Annotated in this window: 21 protein-coding genes; all 21 read left to right on the top strand. The window is 43.2% G+C overall.

The annotated features are described in order from the left end of the window. Nucleotides 1-67 precede the first annotated feature (67 nt). Complete coding sequence (locus tag KIH87_RS19340) at nucleotides 68-2,695, top strand: TrlF family AAA-like ATPase (protein ID WP_232359490.1); 2,628 nt, start codon at nucleotides 68-70, stop codon at nucleotides 2,693-2,695. Then, nucleotides 2,674-3,828 carry an RNA-binding domain-containing protein gene (locus KIH87_RS19335; protein WP_232359489.1) on the top strand — a complete coding sequence of 385 codons (1,155 nt, stop codon included), beginning with the start codon at nucleotides 2,674-2,676 and terminating at the stop codon, nucleotides 3,826-3,828. Before KIH87_RS19340 ends, KIH87_RS19335 begins: the two co-directional genes overlap by 22 nt. After that, nucleotides 3,785-4,159 carry a hypothetical protein gene (locus tag KIH87_RS19330; protein WP_232359488.1) on the top strand — a complete coding sequence of 125 codons (375 nt, stop codon included), beginning with the start codon at nucleotides 3,785-3,787 and terminating at the stop codon, nucleotides 4,157-4,159. The genes KIH87_RS19335 and KIH87_RS19330 overlap by 44 nt, the downstream gene beginning before the upstream one ends. A 117-nt stretch (nucleotides 4,160-4,276) precedes the next feature. Further along, nucleotides 4,277-4,723, top strand: a complete 447-nt coding sequence (mioC, locus tag KIH87_RS19325) for an FMN-binding protein MioC (protein WP_232359487.1) — start codon at nucleotides 4,277-4,279, stop codon at nucleotides 4,721-4,723. A gap of 6 nt (nucleotides 4,724-4,729) precedes the next feature. Next, complete coding sequence (locus tag KIH87_RS19320) at nucleotides 4,730-5,380, top strand: DnaT-like ssDNA-binding domain-containing protein (protein WP_232359486.1); 651 nt, start codon at nucleotides 4,730-4,732, stop codon at nucleotides 5,378-5,380. Next, nucleotides 5,361-6,143 carry an ATP-binding protein gene (locus tag KIH87_RS19315; protein ID WP_232359485.1) on the top strand — a complete coding sequence of 261 codons (783 nt, stop codon included), beginning with the start codon at nucleotides 5,361-5,363 and terminating at the stop codon, nucleotides 6,141-6,143. Before KIH87_RS19320 ends, KIH87_RS19315 begins: the two co-directional genes overlap by 20 nt. An 837-nt stretch (nucleotides 6,144-6,980) precedes the next feature. Beyond that, nucleotides 6,981-8,876, top strand: a complete 1,896-nt coding sequence (mnmG, locus tag KIH87_RS19310) for a tRNA uridine-5-carboxymethylaminomethyl(34) synthesis enzyme MnmG (protein WP_232359484.1) — start codon at nucleotides 6,981-6,983, stop codon at nucleotides 8,874-8,876. Continuing rightward, entirely contained in the window at nucleotides 8,876-9,511 is a 636-nt protein-coding gene (gene rsmG / locus KIH87_RS19305) for a 16S rRNA (guanine(527)-N(7))-methyltransferase RsmG (protein ID WP_232359483.1), read from the top strand. Before mnmG ends, rsmG begins: the two co-directional genes overlap by 1 nt. A 14-nt stretch (nucleotides 9,512-9,525) precedes the next feature. Further along, the gene (locus KIH87_RS19300; protein ID WP_232359482.1) at nucleotides 9,526-10,305 is read left to right on the top strand and encodes a ParA family protein; all 780 of its coding nucleotides are present in this window, start codon (nucleotides 9,526-9,528) and stop codon (nucleotides 10,303-10,305) included. Between the two features lie 66 nt (nucleotides 10,306-10,371). Next, nucleotides 10,372-11,256, top strand: a complete 885-nt coding sequence (locus KIH87_RS19295; RefSeq protein ID WP_232359481.1) for a ParB/RepB/Spo0J family partition protein — start codon at nucleotides 10,372-10,374, stop codon at nucleotides 11,254-11,256. Between the two features lie 118 nt (nucleotides 11,257-11,374). Then, nucleotides 11,375-11,779, top strand: coding sequence for an ATP synthase subunit I (locus tag KIH87_RS19290; protein ID WP_232359480.1), 405 nt, complete (start codon nucleotides 11,375-11,377; stop codon nucleotides 11,777-11,779). An 80-nt stretch (nucleotides 11,780-11,859) separates the two neighbouring features. Then, nucleotides 11,860-12,693, top strand: a complete 834-nt coding sequence (gene atpB / locus KIH87_RS19285) for a F0F1 ATP synthase subunit A (RefSeq protein ID WP_232359479.1) — start codon at nucleotides 11,860-11,862, stop codon at nucleotides 12,691-12,693. 67 nt (nucleotides 12,694-12,760) lie between these two features. Further along, nucleotides 12,761-12,982 (top strand): F0F1 ATP synthase subunit C, encoded by a 222-nt coding sequence (atpE, locus tag KIH87_RS19280; RefSeq protein WP_232359478.1) that lies wholly within the window; start codon nucleotides 12,761-12,763, stop codon nucleotides 12,980-12,982. A 44-nt stretch (nucleotides 12,983-13,026) separates the two neighbouring features. Next, nucleotides 13,027-13,497 (top strand): F0F1 ATP synthase subunit B, encoded by a 471-nt coding sequence (gene atpF, locus KIH87_RS19275; protein WP_232359477.1) that lies wholly within the window; start codon nucleotides 13,027-13,029, stop codon nucleotides 13,495-13,497. Nucleotides 13,498-13,507: 10 nt separating this feature from the next. Then, nucleotides 13,508-14,041, top strand: coding sequence for a F0F1 ATP synthase subunit delta (atpH, locus tag KIH87_RS19270; protein ID WP_232359476.1), 534 nt, complete (start codon nucleotides 13,508-13,510; stop codon nucleotides 14,039-14,041). Nucleotides 14,042-14,054: 13 nt separating this feature from the next. Continuing rightward, nucleotides 14,055-15,596, top strand: a complete 1,542-nt coding sequence (gene atpA / locus KIH87_RS19265; protein ID WP_232359475.1) for a F0F1 ATP synthase subunit alpha — start codon at nucleotides 14,055-14,057, stop codon at nucleotides 15,594-15,596. Between the two features lie 64 nt (nucleotides 15,597-15,660). Further along, entirely contained in the window at nucleotides 15,661-16,521 is an 861-nt protein-coding gene (gene atpG, locus KIH87_RS19260; protein WP_232359474.1) for a F0F1 ATP synthase subunit gamma, read from the top strand. Between the two features lie 45 nt (nucleotides 16,522-16,566). Then, complete coding sequence (atpD, locus tag KIH87_RS19255) at nucleotides 16,567-17,952, top strand: F0F1 ATP synthase subunit beta (RefSeq protein ID WP_232359473.1); 1,386 nt, start codon at nucleotides 16,567-16,569, stop codon at nucleotides 17,950-17,952. 179 nt (nucleotides 17,953-18,131) lie between these two features. Continuing rightward, nucleotides 18,132-18,548: a F0F1 ATP synthase subunit epsilon gene (locus KIH87_RS19250; protein WP_232359472.1), complete on the top strand. Its 417-nt coding sequence runs from the start codon at nucleotides 18,132-18,134 to the stop codon at nucleotides 18,546-18,548. Between the two features lie 281 nt (nucleotides 18,549-18,829). Next, a complete protein-coding gene (locus KIH87_RS19245) occupies nucleotides 18,830-21,949 on the top strand; it encodes a LamG-like jellyroll fold domain-containing protein (RefSeq protein ID WP_232359471.1) in 3,120 nt (1,039 codons plus the stop codon). Further along, nucleotides 21,931-22,140: a hypothetical protein gene (locus tag KIH87_RS19240; RefSeq protein ID WP_232359470.1), complete on the top strand. Its 210-nt coding sequence runs from the start codon at nucleotides 21,931-21,933 to the stop codon at nucleotides 22,138-22,140. The genes KIH87_RS19245 and KIH87_RS19240 overlap by 19 nt, the downstream gene beginning before the upstream one ends. The last annotated feature ends 265 nt before the right edge of the window (nucleotides 22,141-22,405 follow it).

The raw sequence follows: 22,405 nt of genomic DNA, 5'->3' as shown, positions 1-22,405 counted from the left end.
AAACGATGCTGACACAAAGAGACATTCTGGTAAAAATAAATACACCTTTAAATGAGGTAGATTATACATGAGTAACTCTATTTTTTCGTATGGCAGCCGTTGGTTGAAAGCAGACTTCCACCTTCATACACGCGCTGATAAAGAGTTTACTTATAATGATGATCAAGACCGTTTTGTCAGCAATTATGTTGAAGCTTTGAAAATGGCTAACATAGGGTTAGGTGTGATCACTAACCATAATAAGTTTGATGCAGATGAATTTAAGGCATTGCGCAAGAAAGCCAAAAGGTCAGACATTGGTTTGTTGCCCGGTATTGAGCTTTCCATCAAGGATGGCCAGGCTGGTGTGCATACCTTGGTGGTATTTTCGGATGAATGGTTTAACAACAATGAACAAACCAACCATATTCAGACGTTTCTTAGCCTGACTTTTGCTGGTATTGCGAACTTTGAAGATGAAAATGCGCGTTCGAACCACGATATTGTCGGCACTGTTAGAGAGTTAGATAAATTCCATAAAGATTATTTTCTCATTTTTGCTCATGTTGAAGCTCCAAATGGCTTATGGGGCGGCCTTGCTCCGGGGAGAATAAAAGAGCTATTTGATAACGAGGTAGTAAGACGCAGAGCATTAGCTTTTCAAAAAGTGCGCACCCGTGATGAGCGCGTGAAGGTTCAGCAGGTATTAGGTAATTTATACCCAGCGGAAGTTGAAGGTTGTGATGCTAAAAACCTTGGAGATATGGCGGCTCGTAAAGAGGCAAGTTACCTAAAACTGGGTTCATTCAGCTTCGATGCGGTTAAGTTTGCGCTGCGAGACAAAGCTTCCAGAGTCCGTGCAGAATTGCCCAGCTATAAGCATTCTTATATTCAAAAAATCCGCTTTGAAGGGGCTGGTACCTTGGGCGGTACCGAAATTTGTCTTTCGCCTGAGCTCAATACCCTGATTGGCATTCGTGGCAGTGGTAAATCATCCGTGTTGGAAGGGGTACGTTACGCGCTGAATATTCCCTTTGGCGATAAGTCGTCGGATGTGGAATACAAAGAGGGGCTGGTAAAACACTTGCTACGTAGTGGCGGCAAAATTACCATCGACGCCATTGACCGCCGCGGCCAGTCCTATCAAATCCGCCGTATATTGGGTGAGCGCCCCGATGTGTATGTGAATGATCAGTTGCAACCGGGCGTGTCGGTGCGTGAAACGGTATTGCATCAGCCGATTTATTTTGGCCAGAAAGATCTTTCCAGCACGGGCGCTGGCTTTGAAAAAGACTTGATTGAAAAGCTGCTTGGCGAGGCGTTGGTGCCCGTTCGACAAAAAATTGAGCAAGGCCGCCAGCAGGTGGTAGTTGCGATAAATCAGATTAAAAGCCTCACCCGAGCGGCAACGCAAAAGCAAGAATGGTTGCAGAAAAAGCAAGATGCTGAATTTAAGCTCAAGTTCTATCAGCAACATGGTGTAGAGACCAAGCTGCAAAAGCAAATTGATTTTGACCGCGACGAACGCAAAGCACAGCAAGTCATTCAAGGTGCTGAGCATTATCTTTCGGAGCTCGATAGTTTTGTCGCCAGCTTTGAAGATGAGCTAAAAAATCAGGCGTTGTATAAATCTGCCCAAAATCAGGCATTTTTTGATGACTTTTTTGCTACCTACCAGCAGTTGATTGCTGGCTTTGATGGCATCAAGCAAACGGTGCTAACGGGTCACGGTACGGTTGCTCTGTTACAGCAGAAGCTGTCTGATTTTGTGCAAAAAAAGCAGACACTGAAGGAAGAGTTTGCCGAGATTGAACGCAAACTGGCCACAGAGCTTAAGCAAGCCGGTGCTCAGGCAATTAGCCCGCAGGAGTTTAAACAACTTAAAAGCTTGTTAGACCAAGCCGAGCATATGTTAGCCGCGCTAGCCAAGAACGAGCAGCAATATACGAATTTGAATCAATCCCTGGAACGTGAATTAGCACAGCTTAATGAGCTATGGCTGGAGGAGTACCGCACTATTGAGCAGGTGCTGAGCAAGATCAATCGGGTTGATTCCCCCCTTAAAATTGTGCCGCAATTTAAGGCAAATAAGGCTGCCATGCTTAACCACATCCAGGATTTATATCGAGGGAGCCGTATTCGAGAGGCAACGTTGCAAAGCGTGGTGGATGAATACAGTGACTTTGCATCAGCCTATCGAGATGTTGAAAAACTGAAAAGCACGCTTGGCGGGTCTTTTGATACCTTCTGGCAGTATTTTCAAGACAACCTGGAAGCCTTATTAACCTGGCAAGTACCGAATGTGTTTACCATCGAGTATCACGGCAAAGCACTGGCGCACCACTCATTGGGTCAACGGGCATCGGCGTTGATGCTGTTTGTGTTAAGTCAGCAAGAAAACGACGTGGTGATCATTGATCAGCCAGAAGATGATTTGGACAACCAAACCATCTATGACGATGTCATCAAGCTGATTAGAAAGCTTAAACCTTCAACCCAGTTTATATTCGCGACACACAACGCCAATATTCCAGTGCTGGGTGATGCTGAACAGGTGATTGCCTGTGAGTATCAAGATGACCATATCGCGTTAGTTAACGGCAGCATTGACTGTGCTGAAGTTCAGCAACGCATTGTAAGTATTATGGAAGGTGGTGCCGAAGCCTTTGAGAAACGTAAGCAGGTATATGAAGCATGGAAACCGAAGAACTCTTAGCCATTATTGCCAACGGTGAAGACTCAAGGCATCAGTTTAAAGCCACCATTAATAATGAGAACTCATTGGCCTCTGAAATGGCCGCATTTTGCAACTCTAAAGGCGGCTACATTCTCGTTGGTGTAAACGACGACGGATCTATTTCAGGTTTGACGGACGAAAATATTCGAGAGCATAACAAGCGGATCTCTAATGCTGCATCTAATAATATTAGGCCAGCCATAAACCCAATGACTCAGAATTTCACTTTGCCAACAGGGAAGGTGCTGTTAGTCACCGTCGAAGCGGGTTTGAACAAGCCTTACATGGATACTAATGGGTATATCTGGGTTAAAAGTGGATCTGACAAACGCAGAGTGACCGCACGCGAAGAACTCCAAAGAATGTTTCAAGAAGCTGCACTGATACATGCTGATGAGATCCCTGTTGGCGGAAGTTCAGTTGCAGACATAGACCAAGAGTTTTTTGACGCATTTTTTGAAAAGGAATACGGCGAGCGGGTTGAAGACCAATACGTATCTCGCGTGCAACTGCTTGAAAACATGAATTTGGCAAAGAACGGGCAACTCAACATCTGCGGCGCCTTGTTGTTTGCATCACGACCACAAATACGCTTACCTATTTTTATTGTAAAAGCGGTGGCCTTTCCGGGTGTTGATATCGAAGACGAGCAGTATATCGATAGCCAGGATATTAACGGCAAACTGTCGGATATGTTCCAAAAGGTTCTGGGTTTTGTTCTGGCCAATATTCGCCATGTGCAGAATGAACAAAGCATCAACTCTGTAGGTGAACCAGAAATTCCGCGAATAGTGCTTGAAGAGCTTATTGCTAATGCGCTTATTCATCGCGATTACTTTATATCCGCTCCGGTTAAAGTTTTAGTGTTTGCAGATCGAATTGAAATCGTGAGTCCCGGTCACTTGCCCAATAACTTAACGATAGAAAATATCAAAATGGGCAACTCGAATGTTAGAAACCCGATTTTAGCGTCTTTTGCCCCTAAAATTTTGCCTTATCGAGGACTTGGCAGTGGAATAAAGCGCGCAATTAAAGCCTATCCTGATATTGAATTAATAGATGACCGAGATGGCAATACTTTTAAAGCAATCATTAAAAGGCTTGGAAATTAGAAATGAGTCACTCTTCAAGGCCACTGCTCATGATGCCTCGACACTTTTTTCATCATTAGATCAAGAGCATAAGGCTATGTTTTCCGAAGCTATTTTTAGAAGAAAGTCCTTAACTTGGAATGATATAAAATCGTCAGATCGCCATGGGCTCGGTACGGAGAAAATACCTAAAACTTCGATCAATGCGCCTATTCCTCGCTTCAAAACAGAAGATATAGAAAATTTCTTAGTATTTAGGTATCACGGTAAGGATCCTATGGTCGGATATAGACAAAAAGACATTTTCTTCGTGCTTTGGTTTGATCATAACTTCACTCTGTATGATCACTAAATTCTACTATTTCCCTTTTTACTTTCCATTTTCCCAAACAACTCTACAATGCCGTGCTATCAATGAGTAATCACTGAGCTTGCTCACAATTATCAGGATCAGAAGTTGGGATCAGTTATGCTACCTGTACAAATAATCGTAGGCTCCATGCTTGGGGCATCTGAATATGTTGCGGATGAATTAGCCGCTACGCTGGAAAATGCGGGTCATAGCGCAACGATTCACTTACAACCAGACTTATCAAATATTCCTCAGGAAGGTTTGTGGATCATCTGTACTTCCACCCATGGAGCCGGGGATCTTCCAGATAATATCCAACCATTTTCCGAACAGCTTGCAGACCAAGACTTATACGCCGTTAAATTTTCTGTGGTTGGATTAGGCGATACCAGCTACGACACCTTTTGCTATGGTGCCAAGCAAATGCAAAAATTACTTTCTGACAATAAAGCGCAATTAGTCAGAGAGCCTGTACATATAGATGTTTTGGAATTCCCTATTCCCGAAGAAGCTGCGGTAGAATGGTTAAACAACTGGATTGAAGAAAACCCCGACCTGGTCTAGCAATTAATGAATGAACCTGAATTACAAGCACTTAATGGTAGCATCAGCAACGATGCCAGAGTGCTGTATTGTCTGGGAATTCGCCCTATTGCCGATGCAACAACAGGCATAACAAACGAACTCAACTATAAACAGCTCACTAATCTGCTTAATAGCACTGAAGAAAAGTATACTCGTGGCAGGCAAATCAATAGGTTGATTCTGGAATTGCAAAATCATGGTTTAGTGAACTTCACCAGTGATATTGCTGAAGACAAATCCTTCAATAAACAGAAGCTATTGCTGCCCTTAATGGTACTTCCTGAAGATGATTATCATAACCTGCACCATCAAAAAACAGGGATGAATCGAGACTGGAAACCTAATCAATCGCTGTATCAGGATTTAGCGCAACTAGTCGGTATCATCGAAAAAGATTACTATAAAGACGAAGTGGGAGAGTTTGTGGCTTATTGGATGGGTCGTCCAGACTCTCTATTCAGTCAATTCCAATGGACACATAAGTTTGTTCAACACATTAAAAAGAACCGTTTGGCTATTGGTTATAAACCCACTCAACAACTTGCTACTCAGCTTGTGAACAAAAAAGCTGAGCTAATTAGCGACGACAACACAAAGAAATTGGTAGAAAAATACAGTGGAAAGCATCAACGATAAAATTGCCAGGTTTGCCAAAACGTTGGGTAAAAAACCCTCAACAGGCAAACCAACTGATTATCAATCATTGCGTAAAACTTATGATCTTCTTGCCAACAACGATGTAAAACGTCTACAGCAAGAAGCCAGAAAAGAACGCATAGCATCACTTCATGGTCGTTCCGACCTCAATCCTAAATGGGTGTTTGATACATTAGAACTCGACAGTGAAGATGTCATAGAAGCAGTAAGCATTGCTCAAAGCTTCATTGCTGCTCACGACGACCCGGTTTGGCGACAAAGCAGTGCACATTTAATGCTGTTTTACGGTGATTACGGACGAGGCAAATCACACATTGCGGGCGCTATTGCTCATGAGCTGATTAATACATACGAAATCACTGTGCTTTATCGCCAACTGTCTAGCCTGTTGGAAATGCGCCAGTCTTCGTTTGATTTCTCTGCACAAGACAATGCTGGAGAGAAATTCCGTGAGATCAATCGTGATCTGTTAGAAGTTGATCTGCTTATTCTGGATGAAGTGTGTGTTAACGAATCCATGCTTAAAAAGAATTCGCAAAGCTGGCTAGGTAACCTGTTGAGGCAGCGTCTTGTTGAAAAGAAAAACTGCATTATGATTACTAACCACAGCTTGCCTGAATTAGAGAAAGCACTAGGCCCGTACTGTTTCGAATCCATTAAGGAATACGATACCTACAAAGTACAATTCAGCGGCCCTAGCCGACGCAAGCCTTTAGAAGACGACTTTTACTATTCAACGTGATAGCAACACACTACCTCATATTCCAATCAGGGAGTTAATTCACTGACTCCCGCCCTACCACATACAATTTAACCCCTATCAATTTCCTCAAAGTTGCAAACTCGAGGACAAATTCAGATCTTAATTTGTCGTTTCAGAATATTTTTCATTCATTTTCACTCAACCAAAGTGCTTAAAAATAAACCAACCACCATAAATTTAATCACTTCAACCACAATACAAAAAACTGATCGCTTATTGATCAATCACTGATCGAACAATGATCAATCAATCGGCAATTTTCCTCGTTGTTCAATAAATTAGCGGTTTTGGCTATGATCAAAAGTTATCCACTTCTATGCACAATGATCATTATTCACACACTGATCTCATATGTAGCAAGCGATCCAATGATCAAGTTTTGATCATATTCATTGCTTATCCACATTTTGATCTCAGGTTTGATCTGAATGTGGATAAAACACTGGAAAACCTCTGTTAAACCTATTTTTAAGCCGTGATCAAAATTTGATCATTTTTCTCATGTGGATATTTCCCCAATTTGATCCCAGGTTATACGCGAGTTGATCAAAGTTTGATCACATTTTTTGATCTTGGTAACTTTTTGATCTCTTTAATTTTTTTTAAGTTAACCACAGATATCCACTGCTTTAATAATAGAAATAATAATCTAAGACATTAAAAGATCCTTTTTGATCTTGATTTGGTGCTTCTCTCAAACCAGAAATTTATTCATTTCCCAAAACGTATTTTCCATTTAAAATATTCGCCCTTTTTTTGACCAGCCGTCTAAAAAGACCATTAATCAACCAATATGTATGTGAAGGTAAAAGTAAGATGTTCTATGCACAACAATTTGATGTGATCGTTGTTGGTGGAGGCCATGCCGGGACAGAAGCTGCTTTGGCATCTGCTCGAATGGGTGCAAATACCCTATTGCTATCCCACAACATTGAAACGTTGGGACAAATGTCTTGCAACCCTGCCATTGGTGGTATTGGTAAAGGTCACTTGGTAAAAGAAATTGATGCGCTTGGTGGTGCTATGGCCACTGCTATCGATTTTGGCGGTATCCAGTTTAGAACGCTTAATTCCAGCAAAGGGCCAGCTGTACGTGCTACACGCGCTCAGGCGGATCGTGCTCTATACAAAGCAGCAATTCGTAAAATACTGGAACAACAGGAAAACCTGACGTTGTTCCAACAGTCCTGTGATGATCTGATTGTTGAAAATGATCGTGTCACAGGTGTTGTCACCCAGATGGGAGTGAAGTTTAAAGCCAGTACGGTTGTACTGACGGTAGGTACTTTCCTGGGCGGAACTATTCATATTGGTCTGGAAAATTACAAAGGTGGTAGAGCGGGCGATCCTCCTTCTATCGCATTGGCACAACGCTTAAGAGAGCTACCCTTCCGTGTTGATCGTCTAAAAACAGGAACGCCTGCGCGTTTGGATGCCAGAACGCTGGATTTCTCTGTTATGCAGGAACAACCGGGTGACAATCCAACGCCCGTATTCTCTTTTCTGGGTAATCGTTCTCAACATCCAACCCAGATCCCTTGTTACATTACTCACACTAATGAACGTACACACGACATTATTCGTGGTGGTCTTGACCGTTCACCTATGTACACAGGCGTAATTGAAGGAATTGGCCCGCGTTATTGCCCATCCATTGAAGATAAGATAATGCGTTTCGCGGATAAGGATACGCATCAGATTTTCGTAGAGCCTGAAGGGTTAACTACTAACGAAGTTTACCCAAATGGTATATCAACCAGTTTGCCTTTTGATGTTCAGGTTGAATTGATCCATTCTATTCGCGGTTTTGAGAATGCTCACATTGTGCGACCTGGTTACGCAATAGAGTATGATTTCTTCGATCCACGCGATTTAAAACAAACACTGGAAACCAAGCATATTCAGGGATTGTTTTTCGCTGGTCAGATAAACGGTACTACCGGTTATGAAGAAGCAGGTGCGCAAGGTTTATTAGCAGGTGCAAATGCTGCGTTGCAAGCACTACAAAAAGATCCTTTTACCTTGCGTCGTGATGAAGCTTATATCGGCGTATTGGTTGATGACTTATCAACACTGGGAACAAAAGAGCCTTATCGTATGTTTACCAGCCGTGCTGAATATCGACTATTGTTGCGTGAAGACAATGCTGATATTCGACTGACTGCTAAAGCGAGAGAGATTGGTTTAATCGACGATTATCGCTGGCAGAAATTTAGCGAAAAAGTTGAAGCTATTGAGTTGGAAGTTCAACGTTTACGTAGCCAATGGGTACATCCTGCTCACGAAGCGGTTGCTGAATTGAATCCTCATTTGAAAAACCCGGTGTCTAGAGAACATTCTCTGGAAGAATTGATCCGTCGTCCGGAAATGACCTATGAACGCTTAATGCAAATTGAAGCATTTGGCCCTGGTTTGGTTGAACAAAATGTTCAAGCTGCTGAGCAGGTTGAAATTCAAATCAAATACGCGGGTTATATCGAGCGTCAAAAAGACGAAATTGCTAAAACGCAGCGTAATGAAAATACATTGTTGCCAACGGATTTTGATTACAGTGTTATTTCCGGTTTATCCAATGAAGTGGTTGCCAAGCTAAAAGAAGCCAGGCCGGAAACCATTGGTAAAGCATCGCGAATTTCAGGTGTTACGCCAGCTGCCATTTCATTGCTGCTAGTGTATTTGAAAAAACAAGGTTTACTGAGAAAGTCCGCCTGATGTTTCCTATAGAAAAAATTCAAACAAAACTGGCTGATTATTGCCAATCGCTGCCTTTTGATGTCAGCAATGAAAAACAACAGTTGTTGGTAAAGTTTCTGGAAATGATCCATAAATGGAACAAAGCCTATAACCTCACATCAGTACGTGATCCACTGGATATGGTCGCTGTGCATTTAGTGGATTCAATTGCAGTAAGTCCTTATGTGCAGGGAAAACGTTTTATTGATGTAGGTACAGGGCCTGGATTACCCGGTGTGCCTTTATCAATCATGTTACCTGACAGTCATTTCGTATTACTGGATAGTCTTGGCAAGCGAATTCGATTCCTAAAACAAGTTGCTTTTGAATTAAAACTTGCCAATATAGAGCCCGTGCAATCCAGAGTAGAAGACTACACTTGTGAGCAGGGGTTTGACGGTGTTATTACCCGTGCTTATGCGTCTATCGACGATATGCTGAATTCTTGTCAGCACTTGGTAGATCAAAACGGCGTATTCATTGCCTTAAAAGGCCAATATCCTGAACAAGAAATCCAGGCTATTCCTGAAGGATTTGCATTGCAAGAAAGTCATGTCGTAGAAGTGCCCGGATTGGAAGCACAACGACATGTCATAATGATTAAAAAGCAATAACGGGAAGGTTCACGTTGGGTAAGGTAATCGCAATTGCAAATCAGAAAGGCGGTGTAGGTAAAACCACTACTGCCATCAATGTTGCAGCGTCTATGGCTGCAACTAAACGCAAAGTATTGTTGATTGATCTTGATCCACAAGGTAATGCCACTATGGGCAGTGGTGTTGATAAGTACGGCGTTGCTTCAACGGTATATGAGTTGCTGATTGAAGAACAGCCTATTGAAGAAGTCATTATCCAATCACCCACCGGAAAATATGATCTCATTGCTGCAAATGGTGATGTAACCGCTGCAGAGATCAAGCTCATGGAAGTGTTTGCCCGGGAATTACGTTTACGTAACTCTTTGCAACCCGTTAGAGATAAATACGATTTTATTTTTATTGATTGCCCACCATCTTTGAATCAACTCACCGTTAATGCAATGGCGGCTGCCGATTCAGTATTAGTACCAATGCAATGTGAATATTTTGCCTTGGAAGGATTAACAGCCTTGCTGGACACCATTCAAAAATTGGCATCTGTAGTAAATCCGGATTTGCGAGTTGAAGGTGTGCTAAGGACTATGTACGATCCCCGCAATCGTTTGGCCAACGATGTTTCTGAACAACTAAAACGTCATTTTGGTGAGCAGGTATATCGTACTGTTATTCCAAGAAATGTACGTTTGGCTGAAGCGCCAAGTTTTGGGGCACCGGCTATGTATTATGAAAAGTCTTCTACAGGAGCCAAGGCATATTTGGCACTGGCAGGAGAAATCCTTCGCCGTGAGAGAAAAGTACAAACAGCCTAATTCAACTGAGGGTTCAATTAGTGGTGTTGTATCAGGTCTGTTTCGAATAAAACGATAGAGGAAATCATGTCAGCAAAGAAAAGAGGTTTGGGGCGTGGATTAGACGCCTTGTTAGCAACCAGTCAGCAAAGAGCTGCTACAGACGGTGATGTTGAAACGCTGGCACAAAAAGGTGAGCTACAGAAATTACCTGTTGAATTTTTACGTCCAGGTAAATACCAACCTCGTAAAGACATGGCCTCTGAGGCACTGGAAGATTTAGCCTCGTCTATCCGTTCTCAAGGTATCATTCAACCCATCGTGGTTCGTAAGCTGGCAGAAGAAAGCTATGAAATCATTGCTGGTGAGCGTCGTTGGAGAGCGAGTCAAATTGCAGGTTTGGATGTTGTTCCTTGTCTGATTAAAGACGTTCCCGATGAAGCCGCAGTTGCGATCGCTCTCATTGAAAACATTCAGCGCGAAGATCTAAATGCCATGGAAGAAGCACAGGCATTGCAACGTTTAATGAATGAATTTGATTTAACGCATCAGCAAATTGCCGAAGCTGTCGGTAAATCACGAACCGCTGTTACCAATATTTTGCGTCTGAATAATCTGAATGATGATGTGAAGCTAATGTTGGAGCATGGTGATATTGAAATGGGCCATGCCCGAGCTTTGTTATCCTTAGAAGGAGAACAACAAAGCGAAGCTGCACGTGTTGTTGCCAATAAGGGAATGACAGTTCGGGATGCTGAACATTTAGTGCGTAAAATGCAGCAACCTCAGCAAAAAACCAATGAGAAGTTAGTTGACCCTGATGTTAAAAAGTTGGAAAGCTCTCTTTCAGAAAACCTCGGAGCCCCTGTTTCCATTAGCCACAACGCTAAAGGAAAAGGGAAATTAGTTATTAATTTCTCCGATCTTGATCAACTAGACGGTATTCTGGCAAGGATAAAGCACGAAAATTAGCCTCGTTGATGATTTGTTACACAGTGGATGTTGCTTGTTAAGGTTAATTTCAGTTTTTGAGCTTTTTTGTTGAAAACCCAGTGTAAACCAGTATACTTTTCGCGCCTTAAGTGTCAGTTTGGAAACAACGAGGAATTTGGTGCTATCAGTACTGGCAAAACCAGGTATAGAAATTGCGAAGAAAATGTTGGTGTTGCAATTCCTGGTCGCTATCTTCTGCACCCTCATGGCCTGGTTATTCATCAGCGGCGTTGGCGCAATATCTGCGTTACTTGGGGGGGTGACTGTCATTCTTCCTAATCTGCTGTTCGTAACCTACGCATTCCGTTATGCAGGTGCCCGTCAAATTCAGCTTGTTTATAAGAGTTTTCAAAGGGGTTCCAAACTAAAACTGGCTTTAACGATAGTTCTATTTTTATTGATATTTCGCTGGCCTAATGTGCAGGCTATGCCTTTGTTTGGAACTTTCGTATTAACCATGCTTGGCCAATGGATAGTGACTATAAAAAGTCGTGATTATTGAGACGTGTGAAGCGCGTGTACTATCTGGCGAGCACTAAAAACAGCACAACCGAATTCTAAAATACAACTTGGGTTATATAAATGGCTTCTGAAATCACTAGCACTGAATATATCCGACACCATTTGACTAATGCTGCCATGTGCAACACCGATTCTGGTATTGCATTTAACAAAGCTTGTGAAAATGCAGGTTTTTGGACTTGGCACATTGACACATTGGGCTGGTCGGTCTTCTTGGGTATCCTGTTTTTGGTTATGTTCCGTTCTGTTGCGAAAAAAGCAACGTCTGGTGTACCAGGAAAAATGCAGGCATTTGTTGAGATCGTGGTGGAATTCGTTGATAGCAACGTTAAAGATACCTTTCACGGCAAAAATGCGTTAATCGCGCCGCTAGGTCTGACTATTTTCGTTTGGGTTTTCCTTATGAACCTGATGGATTTAGTTCCTGTTGATTGGCTGCCGTGGCTTGCTGGTCAAATCGGTTATCATGGCTTTGGCGTTGATCCTCACCATGTTTATATGAAAGTCGTACCTACTACTGACTTGAACCTGACATTTGCTCTTTCTATCAGCGTCTTCCTGTTGATTGTTTACTACTCAATCAAAGTGAAAGGTTTAGGCGGCTTTATGAAAGAGTTAACGTTCCAGCCTTTTAATCACTGGGCGTTTATTCCAGTTAACTTCATCCTTGAGTCTGTTACCTTGATTGCCAAACCAATGTCATTGGCACTGCGTTTGTTCGGTAACCTTTATGCGGGTGAATTGATCTTCATTCTTATTGCCATGTTGGGTATGTATCAGCTTCCGCTGCATTTCCCTTGGGCAGTTTTCCATATTTTGGTCATTGTGCTTCAAGCCTTCATCTTCATGATGTTGACTATTGTGTACTTGAGCATGGCGCACGAAGACCACTAATAACGTAAGACAAGAATTAACACTTTAACTTTTAACTTTAACTTTTAGAAAATAATCGGAGACATACATGCTATACATTGCTGTTGCTTTATTGATTGGTATGGGTGCCCTTGGTACAGCTATCGGTTTCGGTATCCTGGGTGGTAAATTCCTGGAGTCTGCTGCCCGTCAGCCTGAACTAGCACCTCAACTGCAAGTAAAAATGTTCATCGTAGCAGGTCTTATTGACGCGATCGCAATGATCGGTGTTGGTATCGCCCTATACATGTTGTTCGCGTTGCAAGCTTAAGAGTCTGTTTATTAATTGCGAATAACTAAATAGGAGGAGCGGTAGTGAACATTAACGCCACTCTAATCGGGCAAGTCATCGCTTTTGCTGTTTTCGTTTGGTTCTGCATGAAGTACGTGTGGCCACCATTGTTGAAAGCAATCGAAGACCGCCAAAAAACCATTGCAGACGGTCTGGCAGCTTCTGATAAAGCTGAAAAAGACCTTGTATTGGCAAGAGAAAAGGCAACTGCCGAATTGAAAGATGCGAAGGCTCAGGCAGCTGACATTATTGAGCAAGCTAAAAAACGTGCTTTACAAATCGTTGACGAAGAAACGCAACGTGGACATGAAGAGCGTCAAAAGATTATTGCCCAGGGTCATGCTGAAATTGAAGCTGAACGTAACCGTGCAAAAGAAGAACTGCGTAAGCAAGTTGCTGCATTAGCAATGACTGGCGCTGCGAAAATTCTTGAGCGTGAAATCGACGCAGCTGCACACAGCGACATCGTTGATAAACTCGTAACCGAACTATAGGGATAGAGCTATGTCTGAATTGACAACCGTTGCTCGCCCCTATGCTAAGGCTGCGTTTGATTACGCTCTGGATAACAGTGCGGTTGGCAAATGGCAAGAAATGTTGATGTTTGCTGCGGAAGTAGCAAATAACGACACGATTAAAGAGCTGGTTTCCGGCTCTTTGGCATCTGAAAAACTTGCCAGCTTGTTTAATAGCGTTTGTGACGACCAGTTAGATGATAAAGGCCAAAACTTTATCAAGGTACTGGCTGAAAACAGACGCTTGCAAGCATTGCCAGAAATTCTGTCACTGTTTAACGAGTTTAAAGCGGAGTACGACAAAGAAATTGATGTAGATGTGAAATCTGCAACTGATTTGTCTGCCAAGCAGCAAGAAGAACTTGGCGCTTCACTTGAAAAGCGCCTTGCACGAAAAGTTAAGCTGCATTGTAGCGTAGATCCCTTATTGGTCGCTGGCATGATTATCAGAGCTGGTGACACTGTTATCGACGGTTCTGTGAAAAGCAAACTGGGTCGATTAGCAGACGCGCTACAAGCATAACGGGGAAAAGAGCATGCAACTGAATTCCACTGAAATTGCAGAACTGATCAAAAAACGTATTGAACAGTTCGAAGTAGTAAGTGAAGCTCGCAACGAAGGTACTATTGTCAGCGTAACTGACGGTATCATCCGTATTCACGGTCTTGCAGACGTAATGCAAGGCGAGATGATTGAGCTTCCAGGCAATCGCTATGCAATTGCCTTGAACCTGGAACGTGACTCCGTTGGTGCGGTAGTTATGGGTCCATATGCCGACTTGAGAGAAGGCACTAAAGTAAACTCTACTGGTCGTATCCTTGAAGTACCAGTTGGTCGTGGTTTGTTAGGTCGTGTTGTAAACACACTGGGTGAGCCAATTGATGGTAAAGGCGCAATTGATTCTGATGGTTTCGAACCAGTAGAAAAAATCGCACCTGGCGTAATCGAGCGTAAATCAGTAGACCAACCTGTACAAACTGGTTATAAATCCGTTGACTCCATGATCCCAATCGGTCGTGGTCAGCGTGAGTTGGTTATCGGTGACCGTCAAACTGGTAAAACAGCTTTGGCAATCGACGCCATCATCAACCAGAAAAATACTGGCGTAAAATGTATTTACGTTGCTATCGGTCAGAAAGCTTCAACTATTGCTAACGTAGTACGTAAGTTGGAAGAACACGGCGCTATGGCTCACACCATCGTTGTTGCTGCTTCTGCTTCTGAGTCTGCGGCATTGCAATATTTGTCTGCTTACTCTGGTTGTACTATGGGTGAATACTTCCGTGACCGCGGTGAAGATGCACTAATCGTATATGATGATTTGTCCAAGCAAGCTGTTGCTTATCGTCAAATCTCATTGTTGTTGCGTCGTCCTCCTGGTCGTGAAGCTTATCCTGGTGACGTTTTCTATTTGCACTCGCGCCTATTGGAGCGTGCTGCTCGTGTTAACGCTGAGTATGTTGAAAAGTACACGAATGGTGAAGTGAAAGGCCAAACTGGTTCTTTGACTGCACTTCCAATTATCGAAACACAAGCTGGCGACGTATCTGCGTTCGTACCAACTAACGTAATTTCGATTACAGATGGTCAGATCTTCCTTGAGACTAACCTGTTCAACTCTGGTATCCGTCCTGCTGTTAACGCAGGTATCTCGGTATCTCGTGTTGGTGGTGCAGCTCAGACCAAGATCATTAAGAAACTGGGTGGTGGTATCCGTTTAGCACTTGCTCAGTATCGTGAATTGGCTGCGTTCTCGCAGTTCGCTTCTGACCTTGATGACGCTACTCGTGCTCAATTGGAACACGGTGAGCGTGTAACCGAGTTGATGAAACAGAAGCAATATGCTCCTTTGTCTATCGCAGAGATGGCTGTGTCATTGTTCGCTGCTGAAAAAGGCTTCTTGAAAGATATCGAATTGAACAAAGTTTTAGACTTTGAATCTGCGGTACATTCTTACATGAATTCTGAAAAAGCAGACCTGATGGCCAAGATCAACGAAAGCGGTGATTACAACGGCGAAATTGAAGGCGCATTGCAAGCCGCGTTGGAAAACTTTAAAGCAACGCAAACCTGGTAATGCACGGGCCTCTTGAGTTCTCGTAACACAAGAGGCTGTTTAGCTGTAAACGCTGGAGAAGAACATGGCTATTGGCAAAGAGATAAAAGGCAAAATAGGCAGTATCAAAAATACGCAAAAGATCACCAGTGCGATGGAAATGGTGGCCGCTTCTAAAATGAAGCGCGCGCAAGAGCGTATGTCTGCTAGCCGTCCGTATGCCACTAACATGCGAAAAGTAATTGGGCACCTGGCTCATGCTACACACGAATATAAGCATCCTTTCCTGCAAGAAAGAGAAGTGAAACGTGTTGGCTATATTCTTGTTTCTACAGACCGTGGTCTGTGTGGTGGCTTGAATACAAATGAGTTCAAGGCAGCAGCTCAATCTATCAAAAAGTGGCAGGACAAAGGCGTCGAAGTTGATTTTGCAGCATTAGGCTCCAAAGCAGTTGGTTTCTTCAACCGTTTTGGTGGCAATCTGGTTGCTGCTGAGTCAGGCTTGGGCGACAAGCCGGCATTGAACGATATTATTGGTGTTGTTCGAGTTATGCTAACCGCTTTCGACGAAGGCAGGTTAGACCGCTTGTACCTGGTGTATAACAATTTTGTAAACACCATGTCACAAGAGCCCAGAATCGAACAGTTATTGCCTTTGCCAAAATCCGAAGACGATAAATTAAAGCACCATTGGGATTACATTTACGAACCGGATCCAAAACCCATTTTGGATGCATTGTTGGTTCGTTACATCGAATCTCAAGTGTATCAGGGCGTGGTAGATAATATCGCCTCTGAACAAGCTGCGCGCATGGTTGCAATGAAGGCGGCGACAGATAACGCCGGAAACCTGATTAACGAATTGCAACTGATATACAACAAAGCCCGTCAGGCGGCGATCACGCAAGAAATCAGTGAGATCGTTGGCGGCGCTGCGGCTGTATAAAAGCAGTGGTGTAGGCAAAGGTTTAAAAATTAATGAGGACAAATTATGAGTCAAGGTAAGGTCGTCCAAGTTATCGGTGCTGTTGTGGACTTAGAGTTTCCACAAGAAAGTGTACCGAGAGTATACGACGCTCTTAAAATCACCGACGGTGATTTGAAGGGTTTGACCCTTGAAGTACAACAACAGCTAGGTGGCGGTGTTGTACGGGGTATCGCACTAGGTACTACAGACGGTCTTCGTCGTGGTACTGTTGCAGAAAACACAGGTGAGCCAATCAAGGTTCCAGTCGGTAAAGCTACGCTAGGCCGTATCATGGACGTATTGGGTAACCCGATTGATGAAGCGGGTGACATCGGTGAAGAAGAAAGAATGTCAATTCACCGTGAAGCACCAAGCTACGAAGATCAATCTAACGCCGTAGAATTGTTAGAAACAGGTATCAAGGTAATCGACCTTGTATGTCCGTTCGCTAAAGGTGGTAAAGTTGGTCTGTTCGGTGGTGCCGGTGTAGGTAAAACCGTAAACATGATGGAGCTTATCCGTAACATCGCAATCGAGCACAGCGGTTACTCAGTATTCGCAGGTGTTGGTGAGCGTACTCGTGAAGGTAACGACTTCTATCACGAGATGAAAGACTCCAACGTACTAGACAAAGTATCTCTGGTATACGGTCAGATGAACGAACCTCCAGGTAACCGTCTTCGCGTTGCTTTGACAGGTTTGACCATGGCGGAAAAATTCCGTGATGAAGGCCGTGACGTACTATTCTTCGTAGATAACATCTACCGTTATACCCTGGCCGGTACAGAAGTATCAGCATTGTTGGGTCGTATGCCTTCTGCGGTAGGTTATCAGCCTACTCTTGCTGAAGAAATGGGTGTACTACAAGAACGTATTACGTCAACCAAGACTGGTTCAATCACATCTATCCAGGCTGTATACGTACCTGCGGATGACTTGACTGACCCGTCACCAGCAACAACCTTTGCTCACTTGGACGCAACAGTTGTACTTTCTCGTGACATCGCAGCATTGGGTATCTACCCAGCGGTTGATCCACTAGATTCAACTTCTCGTCAACTTGACCCACTCGTTGTTGGACAAGAGCACTACGACACTGCACAAGGCGTTCAAACAACGTTGCAGCGTTATAAAGAGCTTAAAGACATCATCGCCATCCTGGGTATGGACGAATTGTCAGAAGAAGACAAGCAAACAGTATCTCGCGCTCGTAAGATCCAGCGTTTCTTGTCTCAGCCGTTCTTCGTAGCAGAAGTATTCACCGGTTCTCCAGGTAAATATGTATCTCTAAAAGATACTATTTCAGGCTTTAAAGGCATCCTGAACGGTGAGTATGATGATCTGCCTGAACAGGCCTTCTACATGGTTGGATCTATCGAGGAAGCAGTAGAGAAAGCCAAATCAATGTAATTTGAGGTGATTTCCGGTTAATTTTTCCGGTGTCCGTGTCGAAGGTGCTCATTTACTATTCGTAAACTGCGCGCCTTCTCCTAAACACCAAAAGAATTTCCTCGGAGTTTAAGATCACTGAAAAGAGATATTGGTATTAGGTTTCTACTGATTTTTGAAACAACCTTTTGGAGGGTACTATGGCGGCAATGACAGTACATCTGGATGTGGTAAGTGCGGAAGAGCAGATTTTCTCTGGTCGCGTTGAAACATTGCAGGTTACAGGCAGCGAAGGTGAGCTGGGTATTCATCCTGGTCACGCACCTTTAATTACTGCTCTTAAGCCCGGTATGGTGCGCTTGGTAAAACAACACGGCCATGAAGAGCTGATCTACATCAATGGTGGTGTTCTGGAAATTCAACCAGGCGCTATCACTGTATTGGCAGACACAGCTATTAGGGCAGAAGACTTGGACGAACAAGCAGCTACTGCAGCCAAAGAGCGTGCTGAACAGCACATAGCTAACCCTGGCGCTGACTTCAACTATGCTGAAGCAGCAAAAGAACTGGCTGAAGCGATTGCTCAGTTAAGACTGATTCAAAGTCTTCGCAAGTAATACAAGTTTATAAACGCTTAAAATGGAAAACCCCGATGTTGCTAAAACATCGGGGTTTTTGTTTTTTTATTCCATAAAAATGTAAATTGGGTATTTTTTTGCAGTTTTAAAAAATGTCAAACGGTGTGATTATTAACCTTCATGCTGATTCGTTTAAGTTGGGTCGGTATTGATATACTGATTGGGTGGTACTGTTATTTTGAAGATGATTTTAGGTTAGTCTTTTCAGCTAAAATATGATGTTCCGCCTGTTGCATATATACGGTTTTTAGGATGGCGGAATGAAGCTATTACTCCATATTATTATTTGTCTACCTCTAATTATTTATACTCATTTTAGTTTTGCTGTACAGCAATGCGCTCCAGCACCATCGGGATTAACCCATTGGTGGACTGGCGACTATTCCGGAGAAGATAAAATATCTGGTGCGACCATGACCTCGGTTAGTGGTGCTGGTTTTAATACCGGTTTTGTGGGCGGTGCATTTGCTCTTGATGGCACCAATGATTACTTTCGATCACCCCCTTTACTCTTGGAGCAAAATTTCACGCTTGAGGCGTGGGTTAATCTTTCTCCAAAGTCGACAACTGACTGGAGACAAAATCAGAGTATCGTTACTCAGTATTCTGGGGGCAATGGCCCTTATATTATCTGGGAAGCTAATCCGAATCTTACCTGGTTAGGTTTCCATGATGGTTCCTGGGCAGGTACAGGTAAGACTTTTACTGGTGGTTGGCATCATATTGCGGTGACCAGAGATAAGCTGGAAGGCAAAAAAAAGATATACGTTGATGGTTTGCAAGCGTCGTCTTCGAATATAGGTAGAAATTCACCTATTACCAGACCTGTATATATAGGTTATGCAGGTGACTATAGCAGATTCGCTAAAGGCTATATTGACGAAGTCAGTTACTACAACCGCGTATTGTCTCTGGAAGAAATACAGTCAGTTTATAACGCAGGCTCGGCTGGGAAATGTACACCTTCCAATGACACTGTCGCGCCAGTCATTGTCAATAGAACCATAAATTATGATGCGATTTATACCACGGTTTCCGGAACGGTCACACTGGATGAACAAGGTTCTATAGAGGTCATTGTCAAAAACGAAAGTACAGGTGATGTTATTTCGACGAGTAGCACTAATTCGTCAACATCTGAGCCATTTACCGTTAACTTTGAAAATGTTCTAGGCGTACCTGTACCTCAAATTATTCGGGTGACACTAATCGCTAAAGATTTGGCAGGTAATACAGCTCAGGAACAATCAATATTGTTACTGACCGACTATACAAGTAGTAGTGTAATCGAGCCGTCTTCCGGTATTTCACTGATTATCAATGGCGAGATTGTTGATGTTTCTTCGTCGTTAGTTGATGGTCGTCCTGTATTTCAGTTAACCAACAATGAACCTGTTGATTTGGTATTTACGATTTCACATCAGCAAGCGCTATCCTTGTGTGGGCAAGGCAATACCTGTGTTGTTTATGTGAATGGTCAACCTGTTGAAACATCAGTTTCTACGCTGTCCAATGGACAAGTTCAGTTTACAGCACCCTATTCCGGTACAGGTGAAGTGCTTCATGTAGAACTTGGATTTGATGCCAGTTATGGTGGTTCAGGTATAAATCAGGCCACAGACCCAAACACAGGCAATCAGTTTTCAGCTACGGGAGACATTGTTCAAACCACGTTAAATTCTGATGCGATTGCTGTGATCACTGCGGGTTCTACTGGTGGACAAACCGAAGTGTCGTTCACGCTTTCTTATGAGCAAGATCTGTTGCGTTGCGCAGGTTTACCAAATGCGTGTGTTATACAGGAAAACTTCACCACAGATTTAGTCACAAGTCGCACAGTTTTGCCAAGTGGCAGCGTTAAATACGCCACTTCCGTGACGCTTCAACCCTATGAAGTAAAGCTATATTCCTTAAAAGTGTTAGATGTACAGCCGCCGCAAGTTGGCGATATATTTATCTCAGTACCATTTATTCGAGGTGGTGAAGAAGTTACGTTTAGCATCAGCATTACCGACAACACAGCAATTCGACAAATTCTTTGTCGCTATACACTTCCTGATGGAACTGTTATTGAAACGGTTTACCCGGGATCTGATTCTTTATCATGGTCATTTACTCCACCCAGTGTGGGATCTGGCTACATTGACATTGAACTGGTTGTCACTGATATAGCGGGTAATACTGTGGTAGTTACACCCGTTGATGCACAAACCGGACAACCTGCTTCTATATTGCTGGACAATGATGCTCCTGTTATTGCCATGACAGAAACACCTATCGTTACCTCTAAAATATTCGACAGCATGCCAGTGGCTGACCGTAATGAATGTGTGCAACTAAGTGTGTTTGCCACAGATGCCACAACCGCTGTAGAAAGCCTGACTTTTGTTATTACTCAACCAAATGGCGAGGAAATTCACATAGAAGGTCTTTCTGCACAAATTCCCGGCTTGTTCACTGGCGAATTGTGCCTTAGCACTTCGAGCCAGGGCGGATTGCACAGTGTTCGATATGATGCCGTAGACAGCACAGGAAACACTATTAGCATTGAATGTGAAAGTTTCCATGTAAATAGCGCACCTATAGTTGATGCTGGCGAAGATGCCTGGGTTGCGCCTAATGAAGATGCGGCGTTTAACGGCAGCTTTACCGACCCTGATTCCAATGATACTCATACCATTGAGTGGACAATGGGAGATGGTAACGGCGCCACAGGTACGTTAACTCCAGATTATAGTTACTCTCAGCCAGGCATCTATATTGCTACTTTGGTTGTTACGGATTCGTTTGGAGAATTGGGATCAGATGATCGAGTCGTCTATGTCACCGGGAATGGCATGATTGGTGATGTTTGCCGCGAAGAATTTTGGGAAAAACAATTTAAAGGCAAGAAACATAAAGGTAAGAAAGGAAAAGGGCATTGGAGTCATAAAGATGACGACGATGAAGACGACGAAGATGAGGATGAAGACAAAGAACACCATAAAAAATGCAAGGCCAAAGAAGAGGGTGTTAATGCGATTTCCGAGGAAGAGCTTATTGCCTATATGTCTCTAATTCGTGCGGCTTCAAGCTTCTTTGATGAGTTAATGCCGTTAACTACCATAGAAGATGGTCTTGGAATTCTTAAAAAAGCAAACAAAGAGCATGAATCTTTGCGCAGAGATGCCATTGAACAGGCTTTGGTTGCCTGGCTCAATTTCGCACATGGTGCCATTCGCATGGGTGACATGGTTAATGTCGACCATAAAAGGAATGAAACTGATATGACGTTTAAACAAGCCATAACAGAAATAGAAGCCGTACTGTTAAACCCTGATGCCAGCAAACAAGAATTACGTAAGGTGACTCGAATGGCTGAGTGGATCAACAAAGGTTAGTCAGCCATAGCCTTTATTTAACCCCATATATGGTTTCCAGAGCCAAACATAAAACGGATCCTCTAAGTTTATGGATAAATCGGCTTGTGGCTCAACGAGGACACAATAAAGCATGTGTTGCTTATGCCAATAAAATGGCAAGAATGGCGTGGGCAATCACGGTATCTGGCGAGCAGTATCAGCCCGCTTAAAAAGTAAAACTCTCTTCAGCAAATTGCGAAGGTTGTATTAATAGATGACATAACAGGTCAAACCGGCATTGTGAAAACCTGATAACCCCAGCGGTTAATAGAGCGACGAGCTGATAAGGTCACAATGTGCGTTTTACATCAAGGCCAAAAGCTGACAATAAAGAAGCTTTATAAACAGGCCGCATATATGGCAGCAAACCTGTCCCTGTTATCAAAAAATACATTCTTGCAATACGGGAGGAGACCATATATGGGGTTATTTAAT

Source organism: Paraneptunicella aestuarii (genome assembly GCF_019900845.1).
Classification (GTDB): Bacteria; Pseudomonadota; Gammaproteobacteria; order Enterobacterales; family Alteromonadaceae; genus Paraneptunicella; species Paraneptunicella aestuarii.
Note: the sequence above shows the minus strand (reverse complement) of the source record. Positions and strands in the feature narration are given on the sequence as shown.